17 protein-coding genes are annotated in these 22,024 nt (G+C 73.3%); 5 read left to right on the top strand and 12 right to left on the bottom strand.

All coding sequences use genetic code 11. The annotated features are described in order from the left end of the window. Window positions 1-64 precede the first annotated feature (64 nt). From manA to ACFY8O_RS27045, 6 genes are all read right to left on the bottom strand, one after another. Window positions 65-1,288 (bottom strand): mannose-6-phosphate isomerase, class I, encoded by a 1,224-nt coding sequence (gene manA, locus ACFY8O_RS27070; RefSeq protein WP_387906645.1) that lies wholly within the window; start codon window positions 1,286-1,288, stop codon window positions 65-67. Window positions 1,289-1,352: 64 nt separating this feature from the next. After that, on the bottom strand, window positions 1,353-2,489 hold the full coding sequence (locus ACFY8O_RS27065; protein ID WP_145808889.1) for an SIS domain-containing protein: 1,137 nt from the start codon (window positions 2,487-2,489) through the stop codon (window positions 1,353-1,355). A 42-nt stretch (window positions 2,490-2,531) separates the two neighbouring features. Beyond that, complete coding sequence (locus ACFY8O_RS27060) at window positions 2,532-2,714, bottom strand: Trm112 family protein (protein ID WP_145808891.1); 183 nt, start codon at window positions 2,712-2,714, stop codon at window positions 2,532-2,534. A gap of 507 nt (window positions 2,715-3,221) precedes the next feature. Beyond that, a complete protein-coding gene (locus tag ACFY8O_RS27055) occupies window positions 3,222-4,589 on the bottom strand; it encodes a phosphomannomutase/phosphoglucomutase (protein ID WP_387906642.1) in 1,368 nt (455 codons plus the stop codon). Window positions 4,590-4,651: 62 nt separating this feature from the next. Further along, window positions 4,652-6,268 (bottom strand): L-lactate permease, encoded by a 1,617-nt coding sequence (locus ACFY8O_RS27050; protein ID WP_387906640.1) that lies wholly within the window; start codon window positions 6,266-6,268, stop codon window positions 4,652-4,654. 434 nt (window positions 6,269-6,702) lie between these two features. Then, complete coding sequence (locus tag ACFY8O_RS27045) at window positions 6,703-7,125, bottom strand: DUF3499 domain-containing protein (protein WP_387906702.1); 423 nt, start codon at window positions 7,123-7,125, stop codon at window positions 6,703-6,705. A gap of 330 nt (window positions 7,126-7,455) precedes the next feature. Here ACFY8O_RS27045 and ACFY8O_RS27040 point away from each other — a divergent pair, with 330 nt between their 5' ends. Next, window positions 7,456-7,884 carry a metallopeptidase family protein gene (locus ACFY8O_RS27040; RefSeq protein WP_145808895.1) on the top strand — a complete coding sequence of 143 codons (429 nt, stop codon included), beginning with the start codon at window positions 7,456-7,458 and terminating at the stop codon, window positions 7,882-7,884. Between the two features lie 54 nt (window positions 7,885-7,938). Here ACFY8O_RS27040 and ACFY8O_RS27035 read toward each other — a convergent pair whose 3' ends face one another. The 3 genes from ACFY8O_RS27035 to ACFY8O_RS27025 form a co-directional block, all read right to left on the bottom strand. After that, a complete protein-coding gene (locus ACFY8O_RS27035; RefSeq protein ID WP_387906637.1) occupies window positions 7,939-9,504 on the bottom strand; it encodes a DUF5719 family protein in 1,566 nt (521 codons plus the stop codon). Then, on the bottom strand, window positions 9,501-13,331 hold the full coding sequence (locus ACFY8O_RS27030) for a glycosyltransferase (protein WP_387906634.1): 3,831 nt from the start codon (window positions 13,329-13,331) through the stop codon (window positions 9,501-9,503). The genes ACFY8O_RS27035 and ACFY8O_RS27030 overlap by 4 nt, the downstream gene beginning before the upstream one ends. Window positions 13,332-13,600: 269 nt before the next feature. Then, window positions 13,601-13,864, bottom strand: a complete 264-nt coding sequence (locus ACFY8O_RS27025) for a WhiB family transcriptional regulator (protein WP_031093859.1) — start codon at window positions 13,862-13,864, stop codon at window positions 13,601-13,603. A gap of 677 nt (window positions 13,865-14,541) precedes the next feature. On the opposite strand from ACFY8O_RS27025, the gene ACFY8O_RS27020 reads away from it, so the two are divergent. The 3 genes from ACFY8O_RS27020 to ACFY8O_RS27010 all read left to right on the top strand — a co-directional run bounded on the left by ACFY8O_RS27020 (window position 14,542) and on the right by ACFY8O_RS27010 (window position 17,430). Next, window positions 14,542-15,042: a cysteine dioxygenase gene (locus ACFY8O_RS27020; RefSeq protein ID WP_387906631.1), complete on the top strand. Its 501-nt coding sequence runs from the start codon at window positions 14,542-14,544 to the stop codon at window positions 15,040-15,042. 109 nt (window positions 15,043-15,151) lie between these two features. Beyond that, window positions 15,152-16,108 (top strand): 2-phospho-L-lactate transferase, encoded by a 957-nt coding sequence (cofD, locus tag ACFY8O_RS27015; RefSeq protein WP_387906628.1) that lies wholly within the window; start codon window positions 15,152-15,154, stop codon window positions 16,106-16,108. Continuing rightward, window positions 16,105-17,430 (top strand): coenzyme F420-0:L-glutamate ligase, encoded by a 1,326-nt coding sequence (locus tag ACFY8O_RS27010; RefSeq protein ID WP_387906625.1) that lies wholly within the window; start codon window positions 16,105-16,107, stop codon window positions 17,428-17,430. Before cofD ends, ACFY8O_RS27010 begins: the two co-directional genes overlap by 4 nt. Before the next feature lie 9 nt (window positions 17,431-17,439). On the opposite strand, the gene ACFY8O_RS27005 is transcribed toward ACFY8O_RS27010, so the two are convergent. From ACFY8O_RS27005 to ACFY8O_RS26995, 3 genes are all read right to left on the bottom strand, one after another. Then, the gene (locus ACFY8O_RS27005; RefSeq protein ID WP_387906622.1) at window positions 17,440-18,438 is read right to left on the bottom strand and encodes a DNA-3-methyladenine glycosylase family protein; all 999 of its coding nucleotides are present in this window, start codon (window positions 18,436-18,438) and stop codon (window positions 17,440-17,442) included. Window positions 18,439-18,496: 58 nt separating this feature from the next. Then, window positions 18,497-19,588, bottom strand: coding sequence for a sugar phosphate nucleotidyltransferase (locus ACFY8O_RS27000; protein WP_145808909.1), 1,092 nt, complete (start codon window positions 19,586-19,588; stop codon window positions 18,497-18,499). A gap of 78 nt (window positions 19,589-19,666) precedes the next feature. Beyond that, the gene (locus ACFY8O_RS26995) at window positions 19,667-21,103 is read right to left on the bottom strand and encodes a peptidoglycan recognition protein family protein (RefSeq protein ID WP_387906620.1); all 1,437 of its coding nucleotides are present in this window, start codon (window positions 21,101-21,103) and stop codon (window positions 19,667-19,669) included. Between the two features lie 139 nt (window positions 21,104-21,242). Between ACFY8O_RS26995 and ACFY8O_RS26990 the strand changes: the two genes are divergently transcribed. Beyond that, on the top strand, window positions 21,243-21,995 hold the full coding sequence (locus ACFY8O_RS26990) for a TIGR03089 family protein (protein WP_387906617.1): 753 nt from the start codon (window positions 21,243-21,245) through the stop codon (window positions 21,993-21,995). The last annotated feature ends 29 nt before the right edge of the window (window positions 21,996-22,024 follow it).

Genomic DNA, 22,024 nt, shown 5'->3' with positions numbered 1-22,024 from the left:
GTGCTGCGGCACGGACGCCGCGTTACGGCCGGACATTGTTGCAGTCGCTGGTGCGGACGGTACGTCAGGCCACCACGGTGGCCCGGAAGAGCGTTCCCGTACCGGATACTTCGACCGTTTCGTCCGCCGGGACGAACACCGACTCACCCGGGGCGAGCGTGAGGTCCCCGGCTCTGGGGGCGCCTGCCGTGCAGAGGAGGATCTGCGGGGTCGTGGCGCCGAGGTCGACCGGGGCTCCCCCGGCCGGCAGGACGTAGCGGGACAACCGGAACTCGTCGACCGGTGTCTCGTACAGCTCCTCGCCGGACGCCGCCGCCTCCGGTCGCAGGATGGCGGGTTCGGTGGCCTCGAAGCGGACGATGCGCAGCAGTTCGGGTACGTCGATGTGCTTGGGGGTCAGACCACAGCGCAGCACGTTGTCGGAGTTGGCCATGATCTCGACGCCCAGGCCGCCGAGATAGGCGTGCGGGACACCCGCGCCGAGGAACATCGCCTCGCCGGGCTGGAGTTGGACGTGGTTCAGCAGCATGGCCGCGATGACGCCGGGGTCGCCCGGGTAGTGGTGGGCGATCTGGGCGTACGGGGCGTGGTCACCGCCGAGCCGTCCCGCGGCCTCGGCCGCCTCCGCGACCGTACGGGTCATCTCGTCCGGGTCCGCGCCGAGGATCGCCGTCAGCACCTCGCGCAGTGCGGCGTCCTCGGGGTGGGCGCGGAGCAGGTCCACGTAGGGCTTGAGGGAGTCGACACCCAGAGCCGAGAGCAGATCGGCGGCCTCCGCGGGCCGGCGGAAGCCGCACAGCCCCTCGAAGGGCGTGAGTGCGCAGATGAGTTCGGGCTTGTGGTTGGCGTCCTTGTACGTGCGGTGCGGGGCGTCGACGGGGATGCCCCGGCGCTCCTCGTCCGCGTACCCCTGCTGCGCCTGTGCGAGGTCGGGATGGACCTGGAGGGAGAGCGGGGCGCCTGCCGCGAGCAGCTTGAGCAGGAAGGGGAGGCGGGGGCCGAAGGCGGCGACGGTCGCGGCGCCCAGTTCGCGTACGGGATCGGCGGCGATGACGTCCGTGAGGGACAGCTCGCCCGGGGCGGAGCCCGCACCGGTGTCCGCTGCGGAGGCGGCATCCGTAGCCGCGCCGGGACCCGAGGGGCGGGAGAGCCGGGACGGGGCGCCCGGGTGGGCCCCCATCCACATCTCGGCCTGGGGTTCGCCGGTCGGGGCGGTGCCCAGCAGCTCGGGTATGGCCGTCGTGGAACCCCAGGCGTAGGGGCGCACGGTGTTGGACAGCCGGTCCATGGAGATTCGTCCTCGTGGTACGTGGGTGCGTGGGGCGGTTGCGCCCGGGGCAAGGGGCGGGCCGTCAGGCCCGGTTGTCGGAGGCCAGTGAGGCGTAGACGGCGGCGAAGTCGGTGACCGCGAGGAGCTCGGCGAGCGCTTCGAGCTCCGTGCCCTCCTCCGGTTCGAGCTCGCTGATGGCCGTGTCGTGGCTCAGGGCGAGTTCGCGGGCGGCCGGGGCGGCCGTGAGACCGCCGGTGGGCCGGTCACGGAGCAGGACGACGCGGGCGCGCATGGCTTCGGGTTCGTCCACCCGGTCCCGGAAGAAGTCGTCGGGGTCGGCGCCCGCCGCGAAGGCCCCGGCGAGCAGCCCCCCGTGCGAGGGCAGCGCCTCCGGCAACTCGGCCACGAGTGCCGGACGCCCGGCGAGCTCGGCCAGGACGGCGGCGAACCGGCGCCCGACGGGGCCGGCGGCCTCGCCTTCCGTCCAGACGAGGGGAAGGCTGTCGGCGAGTTCCGCCGCGAGGGTCTTCGCGGGGTTGCCGTACGTCGCGACGGCCGGTCCGCAGCGCTCGGCCGTGCGGTCGAGCCGGTCGGCGACCTTCTGCAGTGCGTCTGGGGAGGCCTCGATCAGCCCCACCCGGTCGAGCAGGGCGAGCAGAGGGGTGAGCAGGGCCCAGAGGGTGCCGGGGCCCGCCGCGGAGGTCTCGGCGTCGTACTCCCCGTGCGGGGCGGCTGCCATGGGCACGACGAGGCCGTGGACCCCGTCGACCGCTTCGCGCAGGGGCGAGCGGACGGGGGCGACGGCGACGACGGTGCAGCCGCGGCGGTACGCCTGTTCGGCCAGCAGTGCCAGGCCGGGCTCCGAGCCGTCGGCCGTGGCGATGAGCAGCAGGTCCACGGACCCCGCCCAGCCCGGCAGGGTCCAGCGCAGCGCGCCGCCCGCTGCGGCGACTCCGGTGGGCCGGATGGAGGTGACCGGGGCGGCGGCGCCCGCGAGGGCGCCGATCAGATCGGCGACGCCCGTCGCGGCGGTACCGGGCCCCGCGACGAGCACGGCGCGCGGCCGGCCTTCGGGGGCCAGGTCGCCGATGCCCGCCTCGGCGGCGTGCCGGGCGGCGGTGCGCACACGCGCCCCGGCCTCGGCGGCGCCGCGCAGCAGACCTCGTCGGTCGGCTCGGGCCAGGGCTTCCGGTGCGTCGAGGAGCGACTCGTCGAGCATGGCGTAGGGCCTCCGATCGCCGTGCGGATCAGGGTGCTGTGGTTACGCGGGGCGGCGAGCCTCGTCGACGAGCAGGACCGGGATGCCGTCCCGGACCGGGTAGGCGAGACCGCAGTCCGTGCTGGTGCAGACCAGCTCGGGGTTCTCGGCCGCGGAGCGGTCGTCGAGCGCGGCGTGGCAGGCCGGGCAGGCGAGGATCTCCAGAAGACCGGCTTCGAGCGGCATGAGGTGGGTCCCTTCGGGCGAACGGGCTGATCCGGTCCGGGCCCGGTGGGGTCCGCGGAGCGTGGGGCGTGGTCAGCCTACCGCCGGGCCGGGAGGGTCGCGGCCCGGCGGACCCCGGCAGGCAGGGCATGCGTCGGGCTGTGGCTCCCCGGAGGCTCGTGCGGCACCGTGTACGCCCCGGAGGGCGTGTGCCCGCGACACGTGCCGTCACGCACGGGCGAGGGGAGAACTTCGTAGCGTACGGCCGCGCCCTCCCTCACGCACGGCGGCGAAGACCTCTCGCGCACGGCCGGGCCCCTCGACGCGCACGAGGGCGAAACCCGCCGTGCACGTCGTCCTCACCCCCGCACCGGGACGACGCCCCGCGCCCGGTCGCAGCGTCGCGCGCATACGAGAACGACACCGCGCCCCGCACAGCCGGCGTCCCCTCACGCGCACACGAGGGCGCCACCGCGCGCACAGCCGTCCCCTCAGCCACACACGAGAACGGCACGCACAGCCGTCCCCTCACGCACGCACGAGAGCGAGAACCTCGTCGCGTACGGCGGTCATCGTCTTCTCGTCCCGCGCCTCCACGTTCAGGCGCAGCAGCGGCTCGGTGTTGGAGGGGCGGAGGTTGAACCACCAGTCGGCACCGGTCACCGTGAGCCCGTCGAGCTCGTCGAAGCCCACGCCCTCGCGGCTCCCGTACTCCGCCCTGATCGCCGCCAGCTTTCCGGCCTGGTCCGCGACCGTGGAGTTGATCTCCCCGGAGCCCGCATAGCGGTCGTAGCGGTCGAGGAGCCCGGAGAGGGGACCGTCCTGGCCGCCGAGCGCCGCCAGGACGTGCAGGGCGGCGAGCATGCCCGTGTCGGCGTTCCAGAAGTCGCGGAAGTAGTAGTGGGCGGAGTGCTCACCGCCGAAGATCGCTCCGTGCCGGGCCATCTCGGCCTTGATGAAGGAGTGGCCGACGCGGGTGCGGACGGGGGTACCGCCGTTCTCCCGGACGACCTCGGGAACCGACCAGGAGGTGATCAGGTTGTGGATGACCGTGCCCTCGCCGCCGTTGCGGGCGAGTTCCCGCGCCGCGACCAGGGCCGTGACCGCCGAGGGGGAGACGCCCTCGCCGCGCTCGTCGACGACGAAGCAGCGGTCCGCGTCCCCGTCGAAGGCGAGGCCCAGATCGGCGTTCTCGGCGAGGACGCGGGCCTGGAGGTCGACGATGTTCTTCGGGTCGAGCGGGTTGGCCTCGTGGTTGGGGAAGGTGCCGTCGAGCTCGAAGTACATGGGTACGAGGTCGACGGGGAGCCCGGCGAAGACCGTCGGCACGGTGTGGCCGCCCATGCCGTTGCCCGCGTCCACGACGACCTTGAGGGGCCGGATCCCGGAGAGGCCGACGAGACCCAGCAGGTGCGCGGCGTAGTCGGTGAGCGTGTCGCGCTCGGTGACCGTGCCCGGCGTCCCGGCAGGGCTCCCGGGGGCACCGTGCTCCGACCACTGCTCGACCAGGGTGCGGATCTCGGTCAGGCCGGTGTCCTGGCCGACAGGGGCGGCTCCGGCGCGGCACAGCTTGATGCCGTTGTACCGCGCCGGATTGTGCGAGGCCGTGAACATCGCTCCGGGCAGGTCCAGCGCGCCGGACGCGTAGTACAGCTGATCCGTGGAGCAGAGCCCGATGAGGGTCACGTCTGCGCCGCGGGCGGTCGCCCCACGGGCGAAGGCCGCGGCCAGACCGGGCGAGGACGGCCGCATGTCGTGGCCGATCACGATCGCGTCCGCCTCGGTGACCTGGACGAAGGCGGCCCCGAACAGCTCGGCCAGCGACTCGTCCCACTGGTCGGGCACGATTCCGCGCACGTCGTACGCCTTCACGAGCTGCGACAGATCAGCAACCACGGCCGGTCCTCCTGGGGGTCTCTACGGACCGCCCAAACTACCCGCAGCCTCCCGGCTCCCGGTCAGGGGAGCATCCAGCCCAGCACCACCGTGCTCTGCGCCATCACGACGAGACACATCACCAGCAGCAGCCCCAGGCTCCACGGCAGGACCTTGCGCAACAGGTCGCCCTCCCGTCCGGCGAGACCGACGGCCGCGCAGGCGATCGTCAGGTTCTGCGGGGAGATCATCTTGCCCAGGACGCCCCCGGAGCTGTTGGCGGCGGCGAGGAGCTCCGGCGAGAGGCCGGACTCCCGTGCGGCGGACACCTGGAGGGCGCCGAAGAGTGCGTTGGCGGAGGTGTCGGAGCCGGACACCGCGACGCCGAACCAGCCGAGCACCGGTGAGAGGAAGGCGAGACCGGCACCGGCCGCGGCGACGAACTGGCCGATGGTGGCGGCCTGTCCGGAGAGGTTCATGACGTAGGCGAGGGCGAGCACCGAGGTCACGGTGAGGATGGCGTAGCGCAGTTCGTGCACGGTGGCGGCCCACTCCCGCGCCGCGGTGCCGGCCCGTACGCCGAGCACGACGGCGGTGACCAGGCCGGCGAGCAGGACGAGGGTGCCGCCCGTGCCGAGGAGCGGCAGGGTGAACACGTTGGCGCCGACAGGCTCACCGTCCGGTCCGGCGACGTTTAGGAACGGCCAGTCGAAGACGCGCGTCGCCTCCGCCAGGAGCCGCTTGACGGGCGGGATCTGGGCCACGGAGAACACCACGATGATCAGCGCGTACGGGGCGTAGGCGCGCATCACCTCACGGCGCGGGTCCTCCTTGTCGAGGTCCTCGCTGCGTACGCCGGTCAGAACGGCGGCGCGTACGGGTTCGGCGGCGGGCTTGCGGGCGCCGGGCAGGGCGATCAGCGCACCCGCGCCGACCAGGGCGGCGGCGATGTCGGCGAGCTGCGCGGAGAGGAAGTTCGACGCGGCGAACTGGGCGACGGCGAAGGCCACTCCGCACACCAGGGCGGGCATCCAGGTCTCGCGCAGCCCTCGCCTGCCGTCGACGAGGAAGACCAGGATCAGCGGGACGACCAGGGCGAGCAGCGGGGTCTGGCGGCCGACGACCGTGGCGACGTCGTCCAGCGGCAGTCCCGTGACCTGGGCGAGTGTCACCACCGGGGTGCCCATCGCGCCGAAGGCGACGGGCGCGGTGTTGGCCACGAGAGAGACGACGGCGGCCTTCACCGGGTCGAAGCCGAGCGCGACGAGCATGACCGAGCAGATCGCCACGGGTGCGCCGAATCCGGCCAGGGCCTCCAGGAGCGCGCCGAAGCAGAAGGCGATGACCAGCGCCTGGATGCGCGGGTCGTCGGAGACCCGGCCGAAGGAGCGGCGCAGGATGTCGAAGTGCTGGGTGCGGACGGTCATCCGGTACACCCAGAGGGCGTTGACCACGATCCACATGATGGGGAAGAGCCCGAAGAGAACACCCTGCGCCCCTGCGGAGAGGGCCTGCCCGAGCGGCATGCCGAAGGCCGGCACACCGACGAGCACGGAGACGGCGAGACCGATGAGGCCCGCACGGTGGGCCTTCATCCGTACGGCGCCGAGCAGGACGAGGACGGTGACCAGAGGCAGCGAGGCGACGAGGGCGGACAGGGCGAGCGAATCGGCGACGGGTTCGAGTTGCTGGACAAACACACAGACCTCCCCGGATTCCGTGATGCGGAAGCGATCTCTCACGGGTGGAGGAATGGTCGTGTCCGCGACAAGTCAGCGTCAATGCTCCGTACGGGAAAACTTCTCTCGGGTGGATGCGTGAAGGGTGGGGCCTGTGGGGCGGCGGTGGCACGCGGAGGCCGCCCGAAACGGACCTGCCGGGCATCTGAGGGGCACGGGAGCACCAGCGCGGAATCTGACCACCGGCGATCGCCGGAGGAAGAACTGCCCGCGCGCGACAGCGTTCGACGGCCGCCCGGTCGGGCCGATGGGCGATGATCGTCCGACGGCCGCGGGGGCCGGTCCGATGGCCGACGGCCTGTCGACCGCGTGCCGGGACGGCCACGCTGCTCGACCGTCACCGGGTGGACCCGGCGGTCACGGCCGGGGTGATGAACGCCCGGGCGGAGGGGGCGTCAGGAGTCCGGTGAGCGCAGTACCCGCAGATGTCCCCGGCGCGCGACCTCGACCGGGTCCGCCGCGCGCGGGCCCCGCGCACCCTGCTGCCGGTCCTGGGGCCGGGCAGCCTCGCGCACCGCGTTGGCGAGCGCTTCGAGATCGTCACCGCTGGGGCGGCTGGGGGCCGAGGGGTCGGAGAGCCGGACGACTTCCCAGCCACGCGGCGCGGTGAGCCGCTCGCCGTGTTCGGCGCAGAGGTCGTAGCAGTGGGGCTCGGCATAGGTGGCGAGCGGGCCGAGGACCGCGGTCGAGTCGGCATAGACGTACGTCAGTGTCGCGACGGCGGGACGGCCGCACGCAGTTCGCGAACAGCGACGTACAGGGCTCACGATGTTGGACGGTACCGCACTCTTGAGCGGGCTGCGACGACTCTCCCTCAGCTCACCCCCACGTGTCGCCTCTCGGGCCCGGCCGCGGAGGGCTCGGACGCACCCGGTCCGACCTGCGTGGCAGCCGTCGCGCAGCGGTGCGCGGAGGGTGCTCCACGGCCGCCGGGAAGAACATGTGCGGTCATCAGGCGGACGTCCGGCGATCGGACCAAGGGCCGGATCCGCACTCAACCCTGGCCGGAATGTTCATCTGCGGACATCCGGTCGGACGACCGGTCCGGCGTGCGGCTCGCTCCCGGCCCGGCGTCCGGCAGGACATCCGGCGGGCCCGCGAGGAAGCCGTGATCGCCGGCGGCGGCGGAGGGTTACGCTGCGTCGGTGATGGACAGTCCCGTACCGCCCCCTTCGTCCGAGCCACGGCCCCGCCGCCGCGACCGTCACGGCCGTGGCATGCGTGGACCGGTCGCACCGCCTCAGGTGCCGCTCTCGGTCAGCAGGGCCGACAGCTTCCGCGATCTCGTCCAGGACTCGGTGGAACGGCTGGAGCGGCGCTGGCCACAGCTGGCGGACGTCGACTTCCTCGTCCTCGATGTACCGGGATCGCTGGAGGAGACCGTCCCGCTGGGGCGCGCGCTGTCCGCCGCGAAGGGGCAGCCGGCGCAGATCGTCATCTACCGGCGCCCGGTCGAGATCCGCACCAAGAGCCGCGACGAGCGCGCCCTACTGGTGCACGAGGTCGTGGTGGAGCAGGTCGCGGAGCTGCTCGGCCTCTCCCCCGAGTCGGTCGACCCGCGCTACGGGCAGGACTGACCCACCCGCGACGCGCCCCGCGTCCGTCGTCCGGGACGGGCGGGCGCGCCCCGCTCAGTCGTCCAGGACCGACAGGTCCTGCCGCGCCTGGGGCACCTCGACCGTGCCGCCGTCGTCCGGCAGGGTCTGCACGGTGAACATGTCGATCCCGCCCTCCGTGAGCGTGAGCGTGCGGGCCGCGTGCACCGGGCCGCCGGACTCGGTCTCCACCGTCAGCGCGTAGTTCCCCTTGAGCCCGGACGGGACCTCGGGAGTCACTTCGAGCGTCGTACCGCCCTTGACCGTGTACGTCTTGACGGTCGGCTCACCGCCCTCGCTGCCCGCCGAGGCGGTCACCTTGACCTTGGCGGTGCCGCCCGGAGCGGTCAGTGAGAGCACCGAGCCCTTGGCGCGGTTGTCGGCGACGCTCGCGCGGTCGCCCACCGGCGCGGTCGCGGGGATGAAGGCGACCTCCTGCTCGGCCCCCTTCCCCCGCACCACGCGCAGCGCGGCCACGATCGGGGTGCCGCTGCCGTCCGCGGGCGACAGCCGGAGGGAGCCGGGCTCGCCCCGGGTGACGTCCTTGAGATCGACGCTCGCCGTCATCTGCGACTTGATGTGCAGGGTGTCGTTGCCCGCCGGCGCGAACGTCGCGTTCTTGCCTAGGAGCTGCACCTTCACATCGGCGTCGTCCTCGCCCGGCGCGAAGGCCACCAGGCGTACGGAGGTGGCGTCGGCCGGGATGCCGGGCAGCACCAGTGTCTGTGCCGGATCGCCGGACGCGGCGAGCCAGTCGCTGCCCACCTCGTCCTCGGCCACGCTCACGTCCGCCCCGATGCGCCCCGACCGGGTGGTGACGTGCAGGGTGACGTTCTCGGCCGCCTCGCCGGTCAACGTCGAGAGCAGCATCGGGACGCTCGACCTCGCCGGGACCGTGATGCCCTCGGCGACATCGGACTTGAGGGGACCGTCGGCCCCGTAGAGCTCGATGTCGGCGACGGCGGCCGTGTCGTCGGGGTTGGTCAGGTGGATGTAGTCCTGCCGCGCCGGCGCGGTGCTCGCGCCGGGGAACCAGAAGTCCGTGTCGGGCGCGGAGCAGCTGACCCCGAGGAGACCCCGGGCACCGCCGGCGGCGGCCGTGGTGGTCTGCTGGGCCGCCCAGCCGGGGGCCAGCTTGCCGGTCGCGGTGCCGATGAGCGCGGGAGCGTCGGACTTGTCCGTGTCGGCGGTGGACGGCTTTCCGGTGTCCTTGAGGGAGATGACGGGCTCACCGTCGGCCGCCGTCTCCTTGTCGGCGTCCTTCTCCTTCTCCTTCTCCTCGTCGGAGGCGCCGTCCTCGTCCGACGCGTCCTCGTCGGCGGGTGCGTCCTCGTCCGCGGGAAGGGCCTCGGCGGGCTCCAGCTCGGCGGCACCGGCCTCGCCGCCGCTCTTCCCGGCCGGCGTGAAGGACGTGTACGTCGTCTCCGCGAGGTCGGACATGCTGGGGACGGGGCACAGCAGGCTCGTGCGCTCGACCGGGAGCCGGGCCGCCGCCCTCGCCTCCGGTTCGTCCGCGTCGCCGGGCGCGGTGAGCGCGGCGAAGCCGGTGACTGCGGCGAGGGCGACGGTGCCCGCGATGAGGGACAGGGGGGTGGACTTCACTCGGACTCGCCTCGCGATGCGTTGCCGTTGCCGTTGCCGTTGCCGTTCTGCCACGGGTCCTGACCCGGTGCAGGGTTCTCGTCGTGCCCGCCGTACGGCGAGGTGTCCTCGGCCGCTGCGCCGTAGGGCTGCTGCTGGGCGTAGCCGTACGGGTCGTAGGCGCCCTGCTGATACGGGTCCAGCTGGTAGGCGTCGCCCTGGTAGTACTGCCCGGCGTCCTGGCCGCCCTGGTACTGCCCGGTGTCCTGGCCGCCCTGGTACTGGCCGGTGTCCTGGCCGCCCTGGTACTGGCTGTAGTCCACGTCCTGGTACTGCTGCTGGGCGTCCCACTCCCCGTAGCCGCTCTGCTGCGGGACCGCCGCGTACGTGCCGTCCTGGTCACCGGGAACAGCCGCGTACGCACCCGTGGCGTCCTGGTCACCCGGAACCGCCGCGTACGGATCGGTGGTCTGCTGCGCCGGGATGTACTGCCCGTCGGCGGCGGGTGCCTCCTCGGTGGGGAAGGCCTCCGCGTAGGCCGTGGCCGTACCGGCTTCGCCCTCGGCCGCCGCAGCGGCGTCCGCCTGGGCCGCCGCGCGCAGCCTGCGCGCCCGGCGTCCCTCGCCGACGACCGGTTCGGCCGGGACGTTCTCCGTCTCCTCGGGCAGATCGTCGTCGATCTCCCGGCGTCGGCCGGGCAGGGCGAGCACCACCAGGACGACGCCCAGCGCCACCTGCGTCCAGACCCATGCGGTGTGCGCGACGGGGGTGTCGTACGTGAGGTCGAGCGTCCCGCCGCCGGAGGGGAGCTGGAAGCCCTGGGCCCAGCCGTCCACGGTCTTCGGGGTCAGGGCGACACCGTCGAGCGTGGCCTGCCAGCCCGGGTCGGCGGCGTCGGCGATCCGCAGCACCCGGCCGGACCCGCCCTCGGGGATCTCGGTGTGCGCCTCGACCGGCAGCGAACCCACCGGTACGGGCTCGGCGCCCTCGCCGGAGGGGACGATGGTGAGGCGGGACGCCTGGCGGTCGACGCGCCACAGGGCACTGCCGTCCAGCTGGCTGAGCCGGCTCAGGCCGGGGGTCGAGTCCAGGACCCGGCTCATCTGGCGCGGGGCTCCGTCCCGTACGAGGACGTAGCGGATCGCGAAGCCGCTCAGCTGGCTGCCCTGGTCGGCGCCGGAGCCGGCCACCAGGTTGGCGACGACCTTGTCGAGGTGGGAGTTGCTGCCGCCGGCCTCGGTGAGTTCGGCGTCGCCGAGCCGTGCGCCGGAGCCGCGGACCAGGCTGTAGGAGACGGTCGCCGGTGAGGTGCCCCCGAGGATCAGGGTGCGCGGCTGGTCCCGGGTGGTGCTCTCCTCCGCGACGAAGGCGGGCACCTGTACGGGGTCGCGGCGCTCCAGCGGTCCGGCGGCGCCGCCGATCATCCAGCCCGCCGCGGCCAGGACCGGTGCGAGGCCGGCGGCCAGGGCGATCAGCGCGGCGACCGGCTGGCGCCAGCCGAAGCTCAGCGCGGCCACCCGCACCCGGGCGCCGTCCGCACCGAGCAGGGCGGCACAGAGCAGCGCGATGCCGTAGACGAGGGTGGCGGGGCCGGCCCAGGTGGAGCCGTTGGAGATCCCCGCGAACACCAGGGCGACGAGCACGACGACCCAGGACGTACGGATCGCGAACTGCCGCTCCCCGCGCAGCAGCGCGGCCAGCGCCGCGAGCACGATGCCCAGCAGCAGGACGCCGCCCGCGGCCTTGGGGCCGCCGGGGCTGATGCCGAGCAGGTCGAGGGCGGACGCCGTACCCGTGCCGATGTCCAGCCCGGCCTCCTTCAGGAAGCCGGACGGGCTGGTCAGCAGGGACAGCGACCAGGGCGCGAGGACGAGCATCGGGGTGGCCGCCGTGGCCAGGAAGCGCAGCCCGTACGCGGTGATGTCGCTCCGCCGCAGCACGAGCACCCCCATGCCGAGGACCAGCGCGAGCGGCCAGACGATCGGGGTGAACGCCGTCGTGAAGGTGAGCAGCAGGGTGTACGCCCAGGTGGCGCGCCAGCTGCCGCGTGCGGTGGAGCCGTCGCCGCGCAGCCCGTGCGCCGCGACGGCGGCCCGGGCGATCAGCGGCAGGAGGACGGCCAGGACGGCCGTACCGAGGCGGCCGGTGGCCAGAGCTCCGGTCGCGGCGGGCAGGAAGGCGTACGCGATGCTCGCCCAGGCCCGCAGGAGCCGGGACTCGATCAGCGGCCGGGAGGCGAAGTACGCGGTGAGCCCGGCGAGCGGGACGGAGCAGACGAGCAGGAGCGTGAGGGCGAAGCCCGTGGAGCCGAGGAAGAGCGCCGAGAGGGCGGCGATCACCGCGAGGTAGGGCGGCGCGGTCTGGGTTCCGCCGGTCCCCACGGGGTGCCAGCCGTCCGCGTAACGCGCCCAGAGGTCGGAGACGTCGGCCGGGGCGGGCAGCAGCGCGCCGCCGGCGAGGGCGCCGCTGCCGAGGAGGCCGCGGCAGGCGACCAGGGAGACCAGGAGGAGGAGCAGGAAGAGCACGGGGCCGGGCTTGCGGCCGACCCGCTTGAGCCGCGCGAACTGCTCGATCTCCAGGAAGTCCGCGTCGTCGCCGCCGGGGCCGGACTCGACCGCCCCGTGCCGGGAACCGCCGGAATCGGATTCGGAGCGGCTGCCGAAGTTGCCCGCGACCTGCTCGACGGTGGCCCGTACGGTGGCGCCGGGCGGCGGGAACAGGGACCGCAGCTCGGCCGCGTCCACCGCCCCCTTGCCGCGCGCGCGGCGCGCGGCGATGATCCGCCCGGGGCGCAGCAGCGTGCCGAAGAGTCCCGCGACCTCGTCGAGCGCCTGCCCCGGCACCTTGCCGACGAGATAGGCGAGGGTGCGCAGCAGTGTGCCGACGACGAGGCGGAGCAGGGCCCACGGCAGCTGCTTGCCGCGGGCGTTGACGAGCATCGTGTAGACGGCGCCCGCCTTGTCGACGCGGTGCGGGCTCGACACGGAGCGTCCGGCACAGTCGATGGGGCGGCGTTCCCTTGCGGAGGCCTCGGCGTGCCGCAGCACGGCGTCGGGGGCGACGAGCACCCGGTGGCCCGCCATGTGCGCGCGCCAGCAGAGGTCGACGTCGTCCCGCATCAGCGGGAGCCTGCGGTCGAAGCCGCCGAGCTCCTCCCAGACGTCACGGCGCACGAGCATGCCCGCCGAGGAGACGGAGAGCACGGTACGGATCTGGTCGTGCTGCCCCTGGTCCTGTTCGCGGCGGTCCAGGCCGGTCCAGCGGCGTCCGCTGTTGGCGATGGAGACGCCGACCTCGAGGAGCTGCTTGCGGTCGTACCAGCCGCGCAGCTTGGGCCCGACGATCGCGGCGTGCCGGTCGTTCTCGACGACGCGCAGCATCTCGGCGAGCGCGTCCGGCTCGGGTGCGCTGTCGTCGTGCAGCAGCCAGAGCCACTGGACGGGCTCGCCGTGCGGGAGTTCGGGCAGGTCGTACGCGTCGTCGCGCCAGCTGCGGGTGACGGGGTCCCAGCCGCTGGGGCGCTTCAGGTACGGCAGGTCGTCGGGGGTGAGCACCCCTGCCGTCCGGACCGCCTCGTCGACGGCGGTGCCGAAGCTGGTGCGCCGCGCGAGGTGCAGGACGCGCTCGCCGCCGAGCGCCTCGGTGACCAGGCGGGCGGAGTCGTCGGCGCTGCCGGTGTCGGCGGCGACGACGTTCTGCACGGGGCGTTCCTGCCCGAGCAGTCCGGCCAGCACGCGGGGCAACCAGCGTGCACCGTCGTGCGAGACGAGCACGGCGGTGACCACGTGCCGGGGGAACTCTGGGGCGGCGGCCTCGTTCGGCGCCGCCGGGTGGCTGTGCACGGACATCGGGGTAGGGGCCCTCCGGCCGGATCCGGAGGGGGTTCCCCCCGGGGGCTGCATCGGTGTACACGCGCGCCCCGGCGGGGCGTTGGCGCGTCTCTCGGACGGGGCCCCACACTAACGGTACGGATGTGCGCCCCGCGCCGAACGGCTGACCGGCGGGATCCGGGGGCGCTTCGAGGCGGACGGACGCGGCGACGGCCCGGGGCCCCACCCTGCGTGCAGGGTGGGGCCCCGGGCCGTCGCGGTCCCGGCGTCAGCTCGCGCCGGGTGCGTCAGATCGCGGCCTTCTTCAGGCGGCGCCGCTCACGCTCGGAGAGGCCGCCCCAGATGCCGAAGCGCTCGTCGTTGTTGAGGGCGTATTCAAGGCATTCCGAGCGGACCTCGCAGGCGAGACAGACCTTCTTGGCCTCGCGGGTCGAGCCGCCCTTTTCGGGAAAGAAGGACTCGGGATCGGTCTGGGCGCACAGCGCGCGCTCCTGCCAGCCGAGTTCCTCGTCCGCGTCCTCGACCAGCAGTTGCTGGAACAGCTCGGTCATGTGCGCCCCTCGTCTGTCTCTTGCGTCCCCGTGATGCGGCCGTTATCGATGCGGCCGAACGACACGAGTGAAATTACAAGTGTGTAGCTTCGGGCCAGTCAAGCGAAGATCTGCTATTGGCCTCGGTATTCACTCTGCGGAACCAAGCGTATACAGAAAGTGTTCAAATCACCAAAAATCTGACATATGCCATGCGCGTCCGACATCGCGGCCTCTCACCCAGTGAGACGAGCGAGCGGGCCGCAATGTTTCGATTTGATCACCGAAGCGACCAAGATCACAGTCGGGTCACGGGTCGTCAGGCCTGCGCACGGACCCAGTTGTTGCGCCACCTTGCCTGCCGGAGGGGAGCTAAAACCTTTCTCCACCCCCTGCGACCGGATGGTGTGAAACATTGCCGCCAAATCGGGCATTGAGTTGACAGACCGCCCACAGAGCCGGTCTCCTTGACCGCATGCCAGCGACCGCAGCCTCGTACACGACCCGCATCCGCGGGTTCCGTACGGCTGTCCAGGCCCGCTGTTGCTGTTCCAGCTGTCACAGCTGTTGAGCCGTAGCGCTCCAGCTCTGATCCAGCTCCTCCCACCGCGTCACCGCGGTCTTCCGCTCCACCGCATTCCGGTCTTCCGCGACACCCCCACGTACGCGCATCCACATGCCGAGGAACCACCGCACCCATGAACAGCGACAGCGACCTCTCCATCGCCGGGGACATCCTCGATGTCCAGCACCTTCTGCGTCCTGCCCGCCCCCACCCCTCCACCGTCGCCGAGTTCGTCGGACTGGCCCGCTCCCTCGCGGCCGACCGCGACAGCTGGGCCCCGCTCGTCCGGTACGACACCACGACCCGCTGGTACCACCGGCTGCGCACGGGCCCCGGCTACGAGGTGTGGCTGCTGAGCTGGGTCCCCGGCCAGGGCAGCGGGCGCCACGACCACGGCCCGTCCTCCGGCGTCCTCACGGTGCTGGAGGGCGAGTTGACCGAGCACACCGCACGCGGCCCGCTGACCCTGGGTCCCGGCGCCCAGCGTGTCTTCGCCCCCGGTTACGTCCACGAGGCCGTCAACGACTCCCTCCAACCCGCCGTCAGCCTGCACATCTACTTCCCGGGCCTGACCGAGATGCCGATGCACTCGGCGCGGTGCTCCCCGGTGGCCGAGACCTCCGTCCCGGCCTGACCCCTCCGCGCGGGGACGGGCTCGCCAGGCCCGCCCTCCGCCGGACGGCCCACCCGCCGCCCGCCACCACCCCGACGAGGACCGTGCTCCGCCTGACAGACTGTCGGGCATGCGCATTGTGGTTCTGGCCGGCGGTATCGGTGGTGCTCGTTTCCTGCGTGGCCTCAAACAGGCCGCTCCCGACGCGGACATCACGGTGATCGGCAACACCGGTGACGACATCCATCTGTTCGGGCTGAAGGTCTGTCCCGACCTCGACACCGTGATGTACACCCTCGGCGGTGGCATCGACGAGGAGCAGGGCTGGGGGCGTACCGACGAGAGCTTCCGGGTCAAGGAGGAGCTCGCGGAGTACGGCGTAGGGCCGGAGTGGTTCGGCCTCGGCGACCGTGACTTCGCCACCCACATCGTCCGGACGCAGATGCTCGGCGCCGGCTACCCGCTGAGCGCGGTCACGGAGGCGCTCTGCGCCCGGTGGAAGCCCGGGGTCCGGCTGATCCCGATGTCCGACGACCGCGTCGAGACGCACGTGGCCGTGGACGTCGACGGCGAGAGCAAGGCCATCCACTTCCAGGAGTACTGGGTGAAAATGCGCGCCTCCGTGGCGGCGCGGGCCGTCGTGCCGGTCGGCGCGGAGCAGGCCAAGCCCGCCCCCGGGGTCCTGGAGGCCCTCGCCGAGGCCGACGTCATTCTCTTCCCGCCCTCCAACCCCGTGGTGTCGGTGGGCACCATCCTCGCCGTGCCCGGCATCAGGGAGGCGATCGCCGACGCCGGTGTCCCCGTGGTCGGGCTCTCCCCCATCGTGGGCGACGCGCCAGTGCGGGGCATGGCCGACAAGGTCCTCGGCGCGGTGGGCGTGGAGTCGACCGCCTCGGCCGTCGCCCGTCACTACGGTTCGGGTCTGCTCGACGGCTGGCTCGTCGACACCGTGGACGCCGGATCGGTCGACGAGGTGGAGGCGGCGGGTATCCGCTGCCGTGCCGTTCCCCTGATGATGACGGACGTGGACGCCACCGCCGAGATGGCCCGGCAGGCCCTGGCGCTGGCCGAGGAGGTACGGGCATGAGCGGCCAGGCACCCTCGTACCGGGTGTGGGCCCTGCCGGGGATGCCCGAGGTGCGGGAGGGCGACGACCTCGCGAAGCTGATCGCCGCCACGGACCCCGGTCTGGTGGACGGCGACGTCCTGCTGGTCACCTCGAAGATCGTCTCCAAGGCGGAGGGACGGATCGTCGAGGCCGCCGACCGGGAGGCAGCGATCGACGCCGAGACGGTCCGGGTCGTCGCCCGGCGCGGGACGCTGAGGATCGTGGAGAACAGGCAGGGCCTCGTCATGGCCGCGGCCGGCGTCGACGCCTCGAACACCCCGGCGGGGACCGTGCTGCTCCTGCCCGAGGACCCGGACGCCTCGGCGCGGACCCTCAGGGACGGTCTGCGCGACGCGCTCGGCGTGGAGGTCGGGGTCGTCGTCACGGACACCTTCGGCCGCCCCTGGCGCAACGGTCTGACGGACGTGGCGATCGGCGCCGCCGGGGTCAGGGTCCTGGACGACCTGCGGGGCGGCACCGACGCCCACGGCAATCCGCTGAGCGCCACGGTCGTGGCCACGGCCGACGAGCTGGCGGCGGCCGGGGACCTGGTGAAGGGCAAGGCGTCAGGACTGCCGGTCGCCGTGGTGCGCGGGCTCCCCCACGTGGTGGCGACGGGTCCCGGCACGTCCGGGGACGAGGACCGGGGCGCGCGGGCGATGGTGCGGGGCGCGGCCGACGACATGTTCCGGCTGGGGACGTCCGAGGCGGTGCGGGAGGCGCTCGGTCTGCGCCGCACGGTGCGGGAGTTCACGGACGAGCCGGTCGATCCCGGCGCGGTGCGGCGCGCGGTGGCCGCGGCGGTGACCGCCCCCGCTCCGCACCACACGACACCCTGGCGGTTCGTCCTGCTGGAGTCGGAGCGCGCGCGGACCGGGCTGCTCGACGCGATGCGGGACGCCTGGATCGCGGACCTGCGCCGGGACGGGCGCAGCGAGGAGTCGGTCGCCAGGCGGGTGCGGCGGGGCGACGTCCTGCGCGACGCGCCGTATCTGGCGGTGCCGTGCCTCGTGATGGACGGCTCGCACTCCTACGGAGACGAGCGCAGGGACACGGCGGAGCGCGAGATGTTCGTGGTCGCGGCCGGTGCGGGTGTGCAGAACTTCCTGGTGGCGCTGGCCGGCGAGCGGCTCGGCTCGGCGTGGGTGTCCTCGACGATGTTCTGCCGGCCGGTGGTGCGCGAGGTGCTGGACCTCCCGGACTCCTGGGATCCGCTGGGCGCGGTGGCCGTGGGGCATCCGAAGGGGACTCCTCCGGCCCGGGCCCCGCGTGACGCCGGGGCGTTCATCGAAGTGCGGTGAGGCGCGGGGTCACAGCCGGGCGATGTCGCCCGGCGTCATCCGGGGCGCCCGGCGCGCCGGGATGTGGCCCGAGAGCAGGATCAGCCGGGTCGCCCGGTGGCGCTGGCCCTCGTACGGTTCGAGCAGCGTGAGCATCTCGTCGTCGCCCGCGTCGCGGTTGCCCGCGAGCGCGTGACCGACGATGCCCGGCAGGTGGTAGTCGCCGACGGTGACCGCGTCGGCCGCGCCGTTGGAGCGCTGGAGGGTTTCCGCCGCGGTCCAGGGGCCGATGCCGGGGATGAGCTGGAGCCGGGCCATCGCCTCGGGCAGCTCCATCGAGGCCGCCTCCTCCATGCGCCGGGCCACCCGGACCGCGCGCAGGACCGTGGCGGAGCGCTTGGAGTCGACGCCCGCGCGGTGCCACTCCCAGGAGGGGATCAGCGACCAGGTCCTCGCGTCCGGCATGACGTGCAGTCCGTACGCCCCGAACGCGGCGTCGGCGGGGCCGGGGGCCGGGGTGCCGTAGGTGCGGACGAGCAGCCGCCAGGCCCGGTAGGCCTCGTCGGTGGTGACCTTCTGTTCCAGGATCGACGGGATCAGGGACTCCATGACCAGCCCGGTGCGCAGCAGGCGCAGACCGGGCCGCCGGCGCTGGGTCTCGGCGACCAGCCGGTGGCGCGGGCGGAAGACCTCCGGGGTGTCCTCGGCGCCGAGGAGCGCGGGCAGGCCGTCCAGCAGCCACTGCGCGCCCGGACCCCAGGCCGCCGCCGCGACCCCGCCGTCACGGGCCGCGCAGAGGCGCAGGGTGCCGGGTCCCGCCGGGGTGCGGGTGGCCCGCCAGAAGGTCCCGTCACGCAGGGCCCGGAAGCAGGGGTCCGCCGGGCCGCGCCGCAGGGGGCTCAGGACCAGCCGGAGGTCGAGGGGCCCCGCCGGAGCCCAGGTCCGGGTCAGCGGCGCGGCGGACGTCTGCGCCACCGCCGCCTGCCTGCGCGGCACGGCGGTGGTGCGGGGTACGAAGCGTCCTGCCACGGGTGAAGATCCTAGGTCGTCGGGGGTCCCTGTCGAGGGTAAGGCCGACGAGGACCGTTCACTGGTCGGACGAGAAGCGGACCGAGGCATCGGGGAGGCTTGCGCCGCACCAGATCCGGATGCCGTCGCGCAGTTCGTTGTCGGCTCCGACGTGAGCACCGTCACCCACGACCGCGCCGGTGAGGACCGTACGGCTGCCGATCCGGGCGCCCGCCCCGACCAGGGAGTCGGTGATCACCGCGCCCGGCTCGACGACGGCGCCGGCCAGCACGGTGGAGCCGGTGATCCTCGCGCCCTCGCCGATCAGCGCGCCCTCGCCGACGACCGTGCCACCGGTGAGCTTGGCATCGGCGGCCACCGAGGCGGTGGGCAGGACGAGCCGGTCGCCGCAGCGACCGGGCACCGCCGGGGAGGGAGCGCGGCCCAGGACCAGGTCGGCCGAGCCGCGCACGAACGCCTGCGGGGTGCCGAGGTCCAGCCAGTAGGTGGAGTCGACCATGCCCTGGAGATGCGCCCCGGACGCCAGCAGCCCGGGGAAGGTCTCGCGTTCCACCGAGACCGGCCGGCCCGTGGGGATCGTGTCGATGACCGACCTGCGGAAGACGTACGCCCCCGCGTTGATCTGGTCGGTGACTATCTCCTCGGGGGTCTGCGGCTTCTCCAGGAAGGCCGTCACCCTGCCCGTGGGATCCGTCGGCACGAGACCGAAGGCCCGCGGGTCCTCCACCCGCGTGAGGTGCAGGGAGACGTCCGCCCCGGACGTGGCGTGCGCCGCGACCAGGGCCCGGATGTCGAGACCGGTGAGGATGTCGCCGTTGAACACGATGACGGGTTCGTCCGGTCCTGAGGCCAGGCGCGAGGCCACGTTCCGGATGGCCCCGCCGGTGCCGAGCGGCTCGCGTTCCGTGACGTACTCGATGGAGAGGCCGAGCGACGAGCCGTCACCGAAGTACGGCTCGAACACCTCCGCCAGGTAGGACGTCGCGAGCACGATGTGCTCCACCCCGGCGGCCCTCGCACGCGCGAGCTGGTGCGTGAGGAACGGCACCCCCGCGGCCGGGACCATCGGCTTCGGGGTGTGCACCGTGAGCGGACGCAGCCGGGTGCCCTTGCCACCGACCAGGAGGATCGCTTCTCTTGCCTCTGTCACAGCACCGTCTCTGCTTCCTGCTGGGGCCGGGCCTCGTATCGGCTGGCCAGTGTATGCAGACCGTTCGGTCCCTCCCGGTCAGCGGCCCTGCAGCTTGGCCGAACTCGTCCGGGCCGTGCCGAGCTTCTTGTAGAGACGGATTCCAGGGCATTCGGTTGCGAATCCGTCGCGGTGCCCGGAGATGACGTTGAGTGTGGCCTTCGCGCCCTTCTTGTACTTGCCGCTGCCCCCGGAGACGAGTGTGACCTTGCCCTTGGGGTTGCGACCGAACAGCCCGAGCTTCCAGGCCGTCAGTTTGGCGATGGCGGTGACGGAGGCGGCGGGCGGGTTCTTCGAGCTGAACGTCCCGAGGACCGCGATGCCCATGCTGTTGGTGTTGAACCCGAGCGTGTGGGCCCCGAGGACCGCCTTCGACACGCCTCCGGCGCGCCCTTCGTAGATGTTTCCGCACTTGTCGACGGCGAAGTTGTAGCCGAAGTCGCGCCAGCCACTGCTCTTGACGTGGTAGCGGTAGATACTGCGCAGGACCGAGGGGGCCTGGGCGCAGGTGTAGTTGTTGCCGGTGGCGCTGTGGTGGACGAAGGCGGCCTTGACGGTCGAGGTGTACGCGAAGGCGCGCTCGCGCAGGCTCTCGTCGGCGCCCCAGCCCTTACGCGTGACGATGCGCGGGCGCGGTCCCACGAACGGCTTGGCGCCCGCCGCCACGACCGCCTGTTCCTCGGACTCCGCCTTGCCGAGGGCCGGGATCTCCCTGGCGCCCAGCGGTGCGAGGTCGGCGTTGACCGCCGAGCTCTCGGCCGCGGCCAGGGTGAGGCCCGCGGTCTCGGGCAGGGCCCCCGGCTGGGCGGCCGTGGTGGTGCCCGCCGAGGGGGCCACGGCGGGGACGGCGGTCGCGCTGCCCGTGGCCGGGGCGCCTTCGGTGCGCGGCTGTTCCGGGTCCTCGCCCGGGTCGACGAGCTCCACCCGCAGCCCGGCGGGGAGGGCCCCGGCGGCGGTGGTGTCGCGGGTCCCGGCGCTCTCGGAGCGGACGCGTACGTCGACGCCGTCCGAGTCGCCGACCCAGAGCGGGGCGGTGGAACCGCGCACCTTGCCCGATTCGCGCTCCGGGCTGCCGGAGTCGGCGGCGTGGTCGATGTTGTGGGTCTCCAGGGACTGCCAGCCGGACCAGCGGCCGGTGCCGGTCGCACGGGTGCGGACCTGGACGGTGCCGTGCAGCTCGGCGTCGGCGTCGTCCCAGATCACGCCGACGAGCGAGAAACGGTGGGCGTCCCGGCGGAGCAGCCCTTGTGCGGCTGCGGGATTCGAGGATTCGGTGGGTTTGCCGGTGGCCCTCGGTGCGGTGAGTGCCCGCAGGGGCAGGGACTGGGTCGAGCCCGCGGGCTCGGCCGGGGACGCCACGGCCGCCGGGGCGACCGTGGCCGTGGTGGCGGGGGTGGCAGGGGCGGGCGCGGCGAGCGGAAGGGTGAGTGCCGTCGCGCAGGTGACGCCGATGGAAGTCGCAAGAAGTGCTCGCATGAGGAGAATCCTTGACGTAGTCGGACACATCGGCTACTGGAGTACACACGGGGCGATGTGACGCTCCGTCTGCCGAACCGGTGTACCGGGCACCCGTCACGCGCGGTCGGGCTTCCGCCCGCCGCGTACCCTTGCGCGGATGAACGCCAGTGATCGCACCCCCGCCGACCTGCTGCGATCCGCGCTCGCCGCGGACCCGGCCCGCCCTCTCGTCACCTTCTACGACGACGCAACCGGAGAGCGCGTCGAACTGTCGGTGGCCACCTTCGCCAATTGGGTGGCGAAGACCGCCAACCTGCTCCAGGGTGACCTGGCCGCCGAGCCGGGCGACCGGCTCGCGCTGCTGCTTCCGGCCCACTGGCAGTCGGCCGTCTGGCTGCTCGCCTGCTCCTCGGTGGGTGTCGTGGCGGACGTGCAGGGGGATCCCGCCTCCGCCGATCTGGTGGTCAGCGGGCCGGACGGCCTCGACCGCGCCCGGGCGTGCCGCGGCGAGCGGATGGCGCTGGCGCTCCGCCCGCTGGGAGGCCGCTTCCCGCAGCCGCCCGAGGGCTTCGCGGACTACGCGGTGGAGGTGCCGGGCCAGGGCGACCGCTTCGCCCCGTACGCCCCGGTGGACCCGGGGGCGCCCGCTCTGGCCGTGGCGGGCACCGGGCTGACGGCGGAACAGGTGGTCGCCCGGGCCCGGGAGGACGCCGCGGCTCTGGGGCTCGGGCCGGGGTCCCGGCTGCTGACGGGGCGCGCGTACGACACGTGGGAGGGCCTGTCCGCCGGGCTCTTCGCGCCGCTCGCGGCGGGCGGCTCCGTGGTGCTGTGCCGCTATCTGGACCAGCTCGACGCGGACGCGCTGGCCAAGCGCGTCGAGAGCGAGCGCATCACCGGCACCGCGGTATGACAAGCGCCCCGAGGGCCACTCGTCCGGCC

Source organism: Streptomyces argenteolus (assembly GCF_042902585.1).
Taxonomy (GTDB): Bacteria; Actinomycetota; Actinomycetes; order Streptomycetales; family Streptomycetaceae; genus Streptomyces; species Streptomyces argenteolus.
Note: the sequence above shows the minus strand (reverse complement) of the source record. Positions and strands in the feature narration are given on the sequence as shown.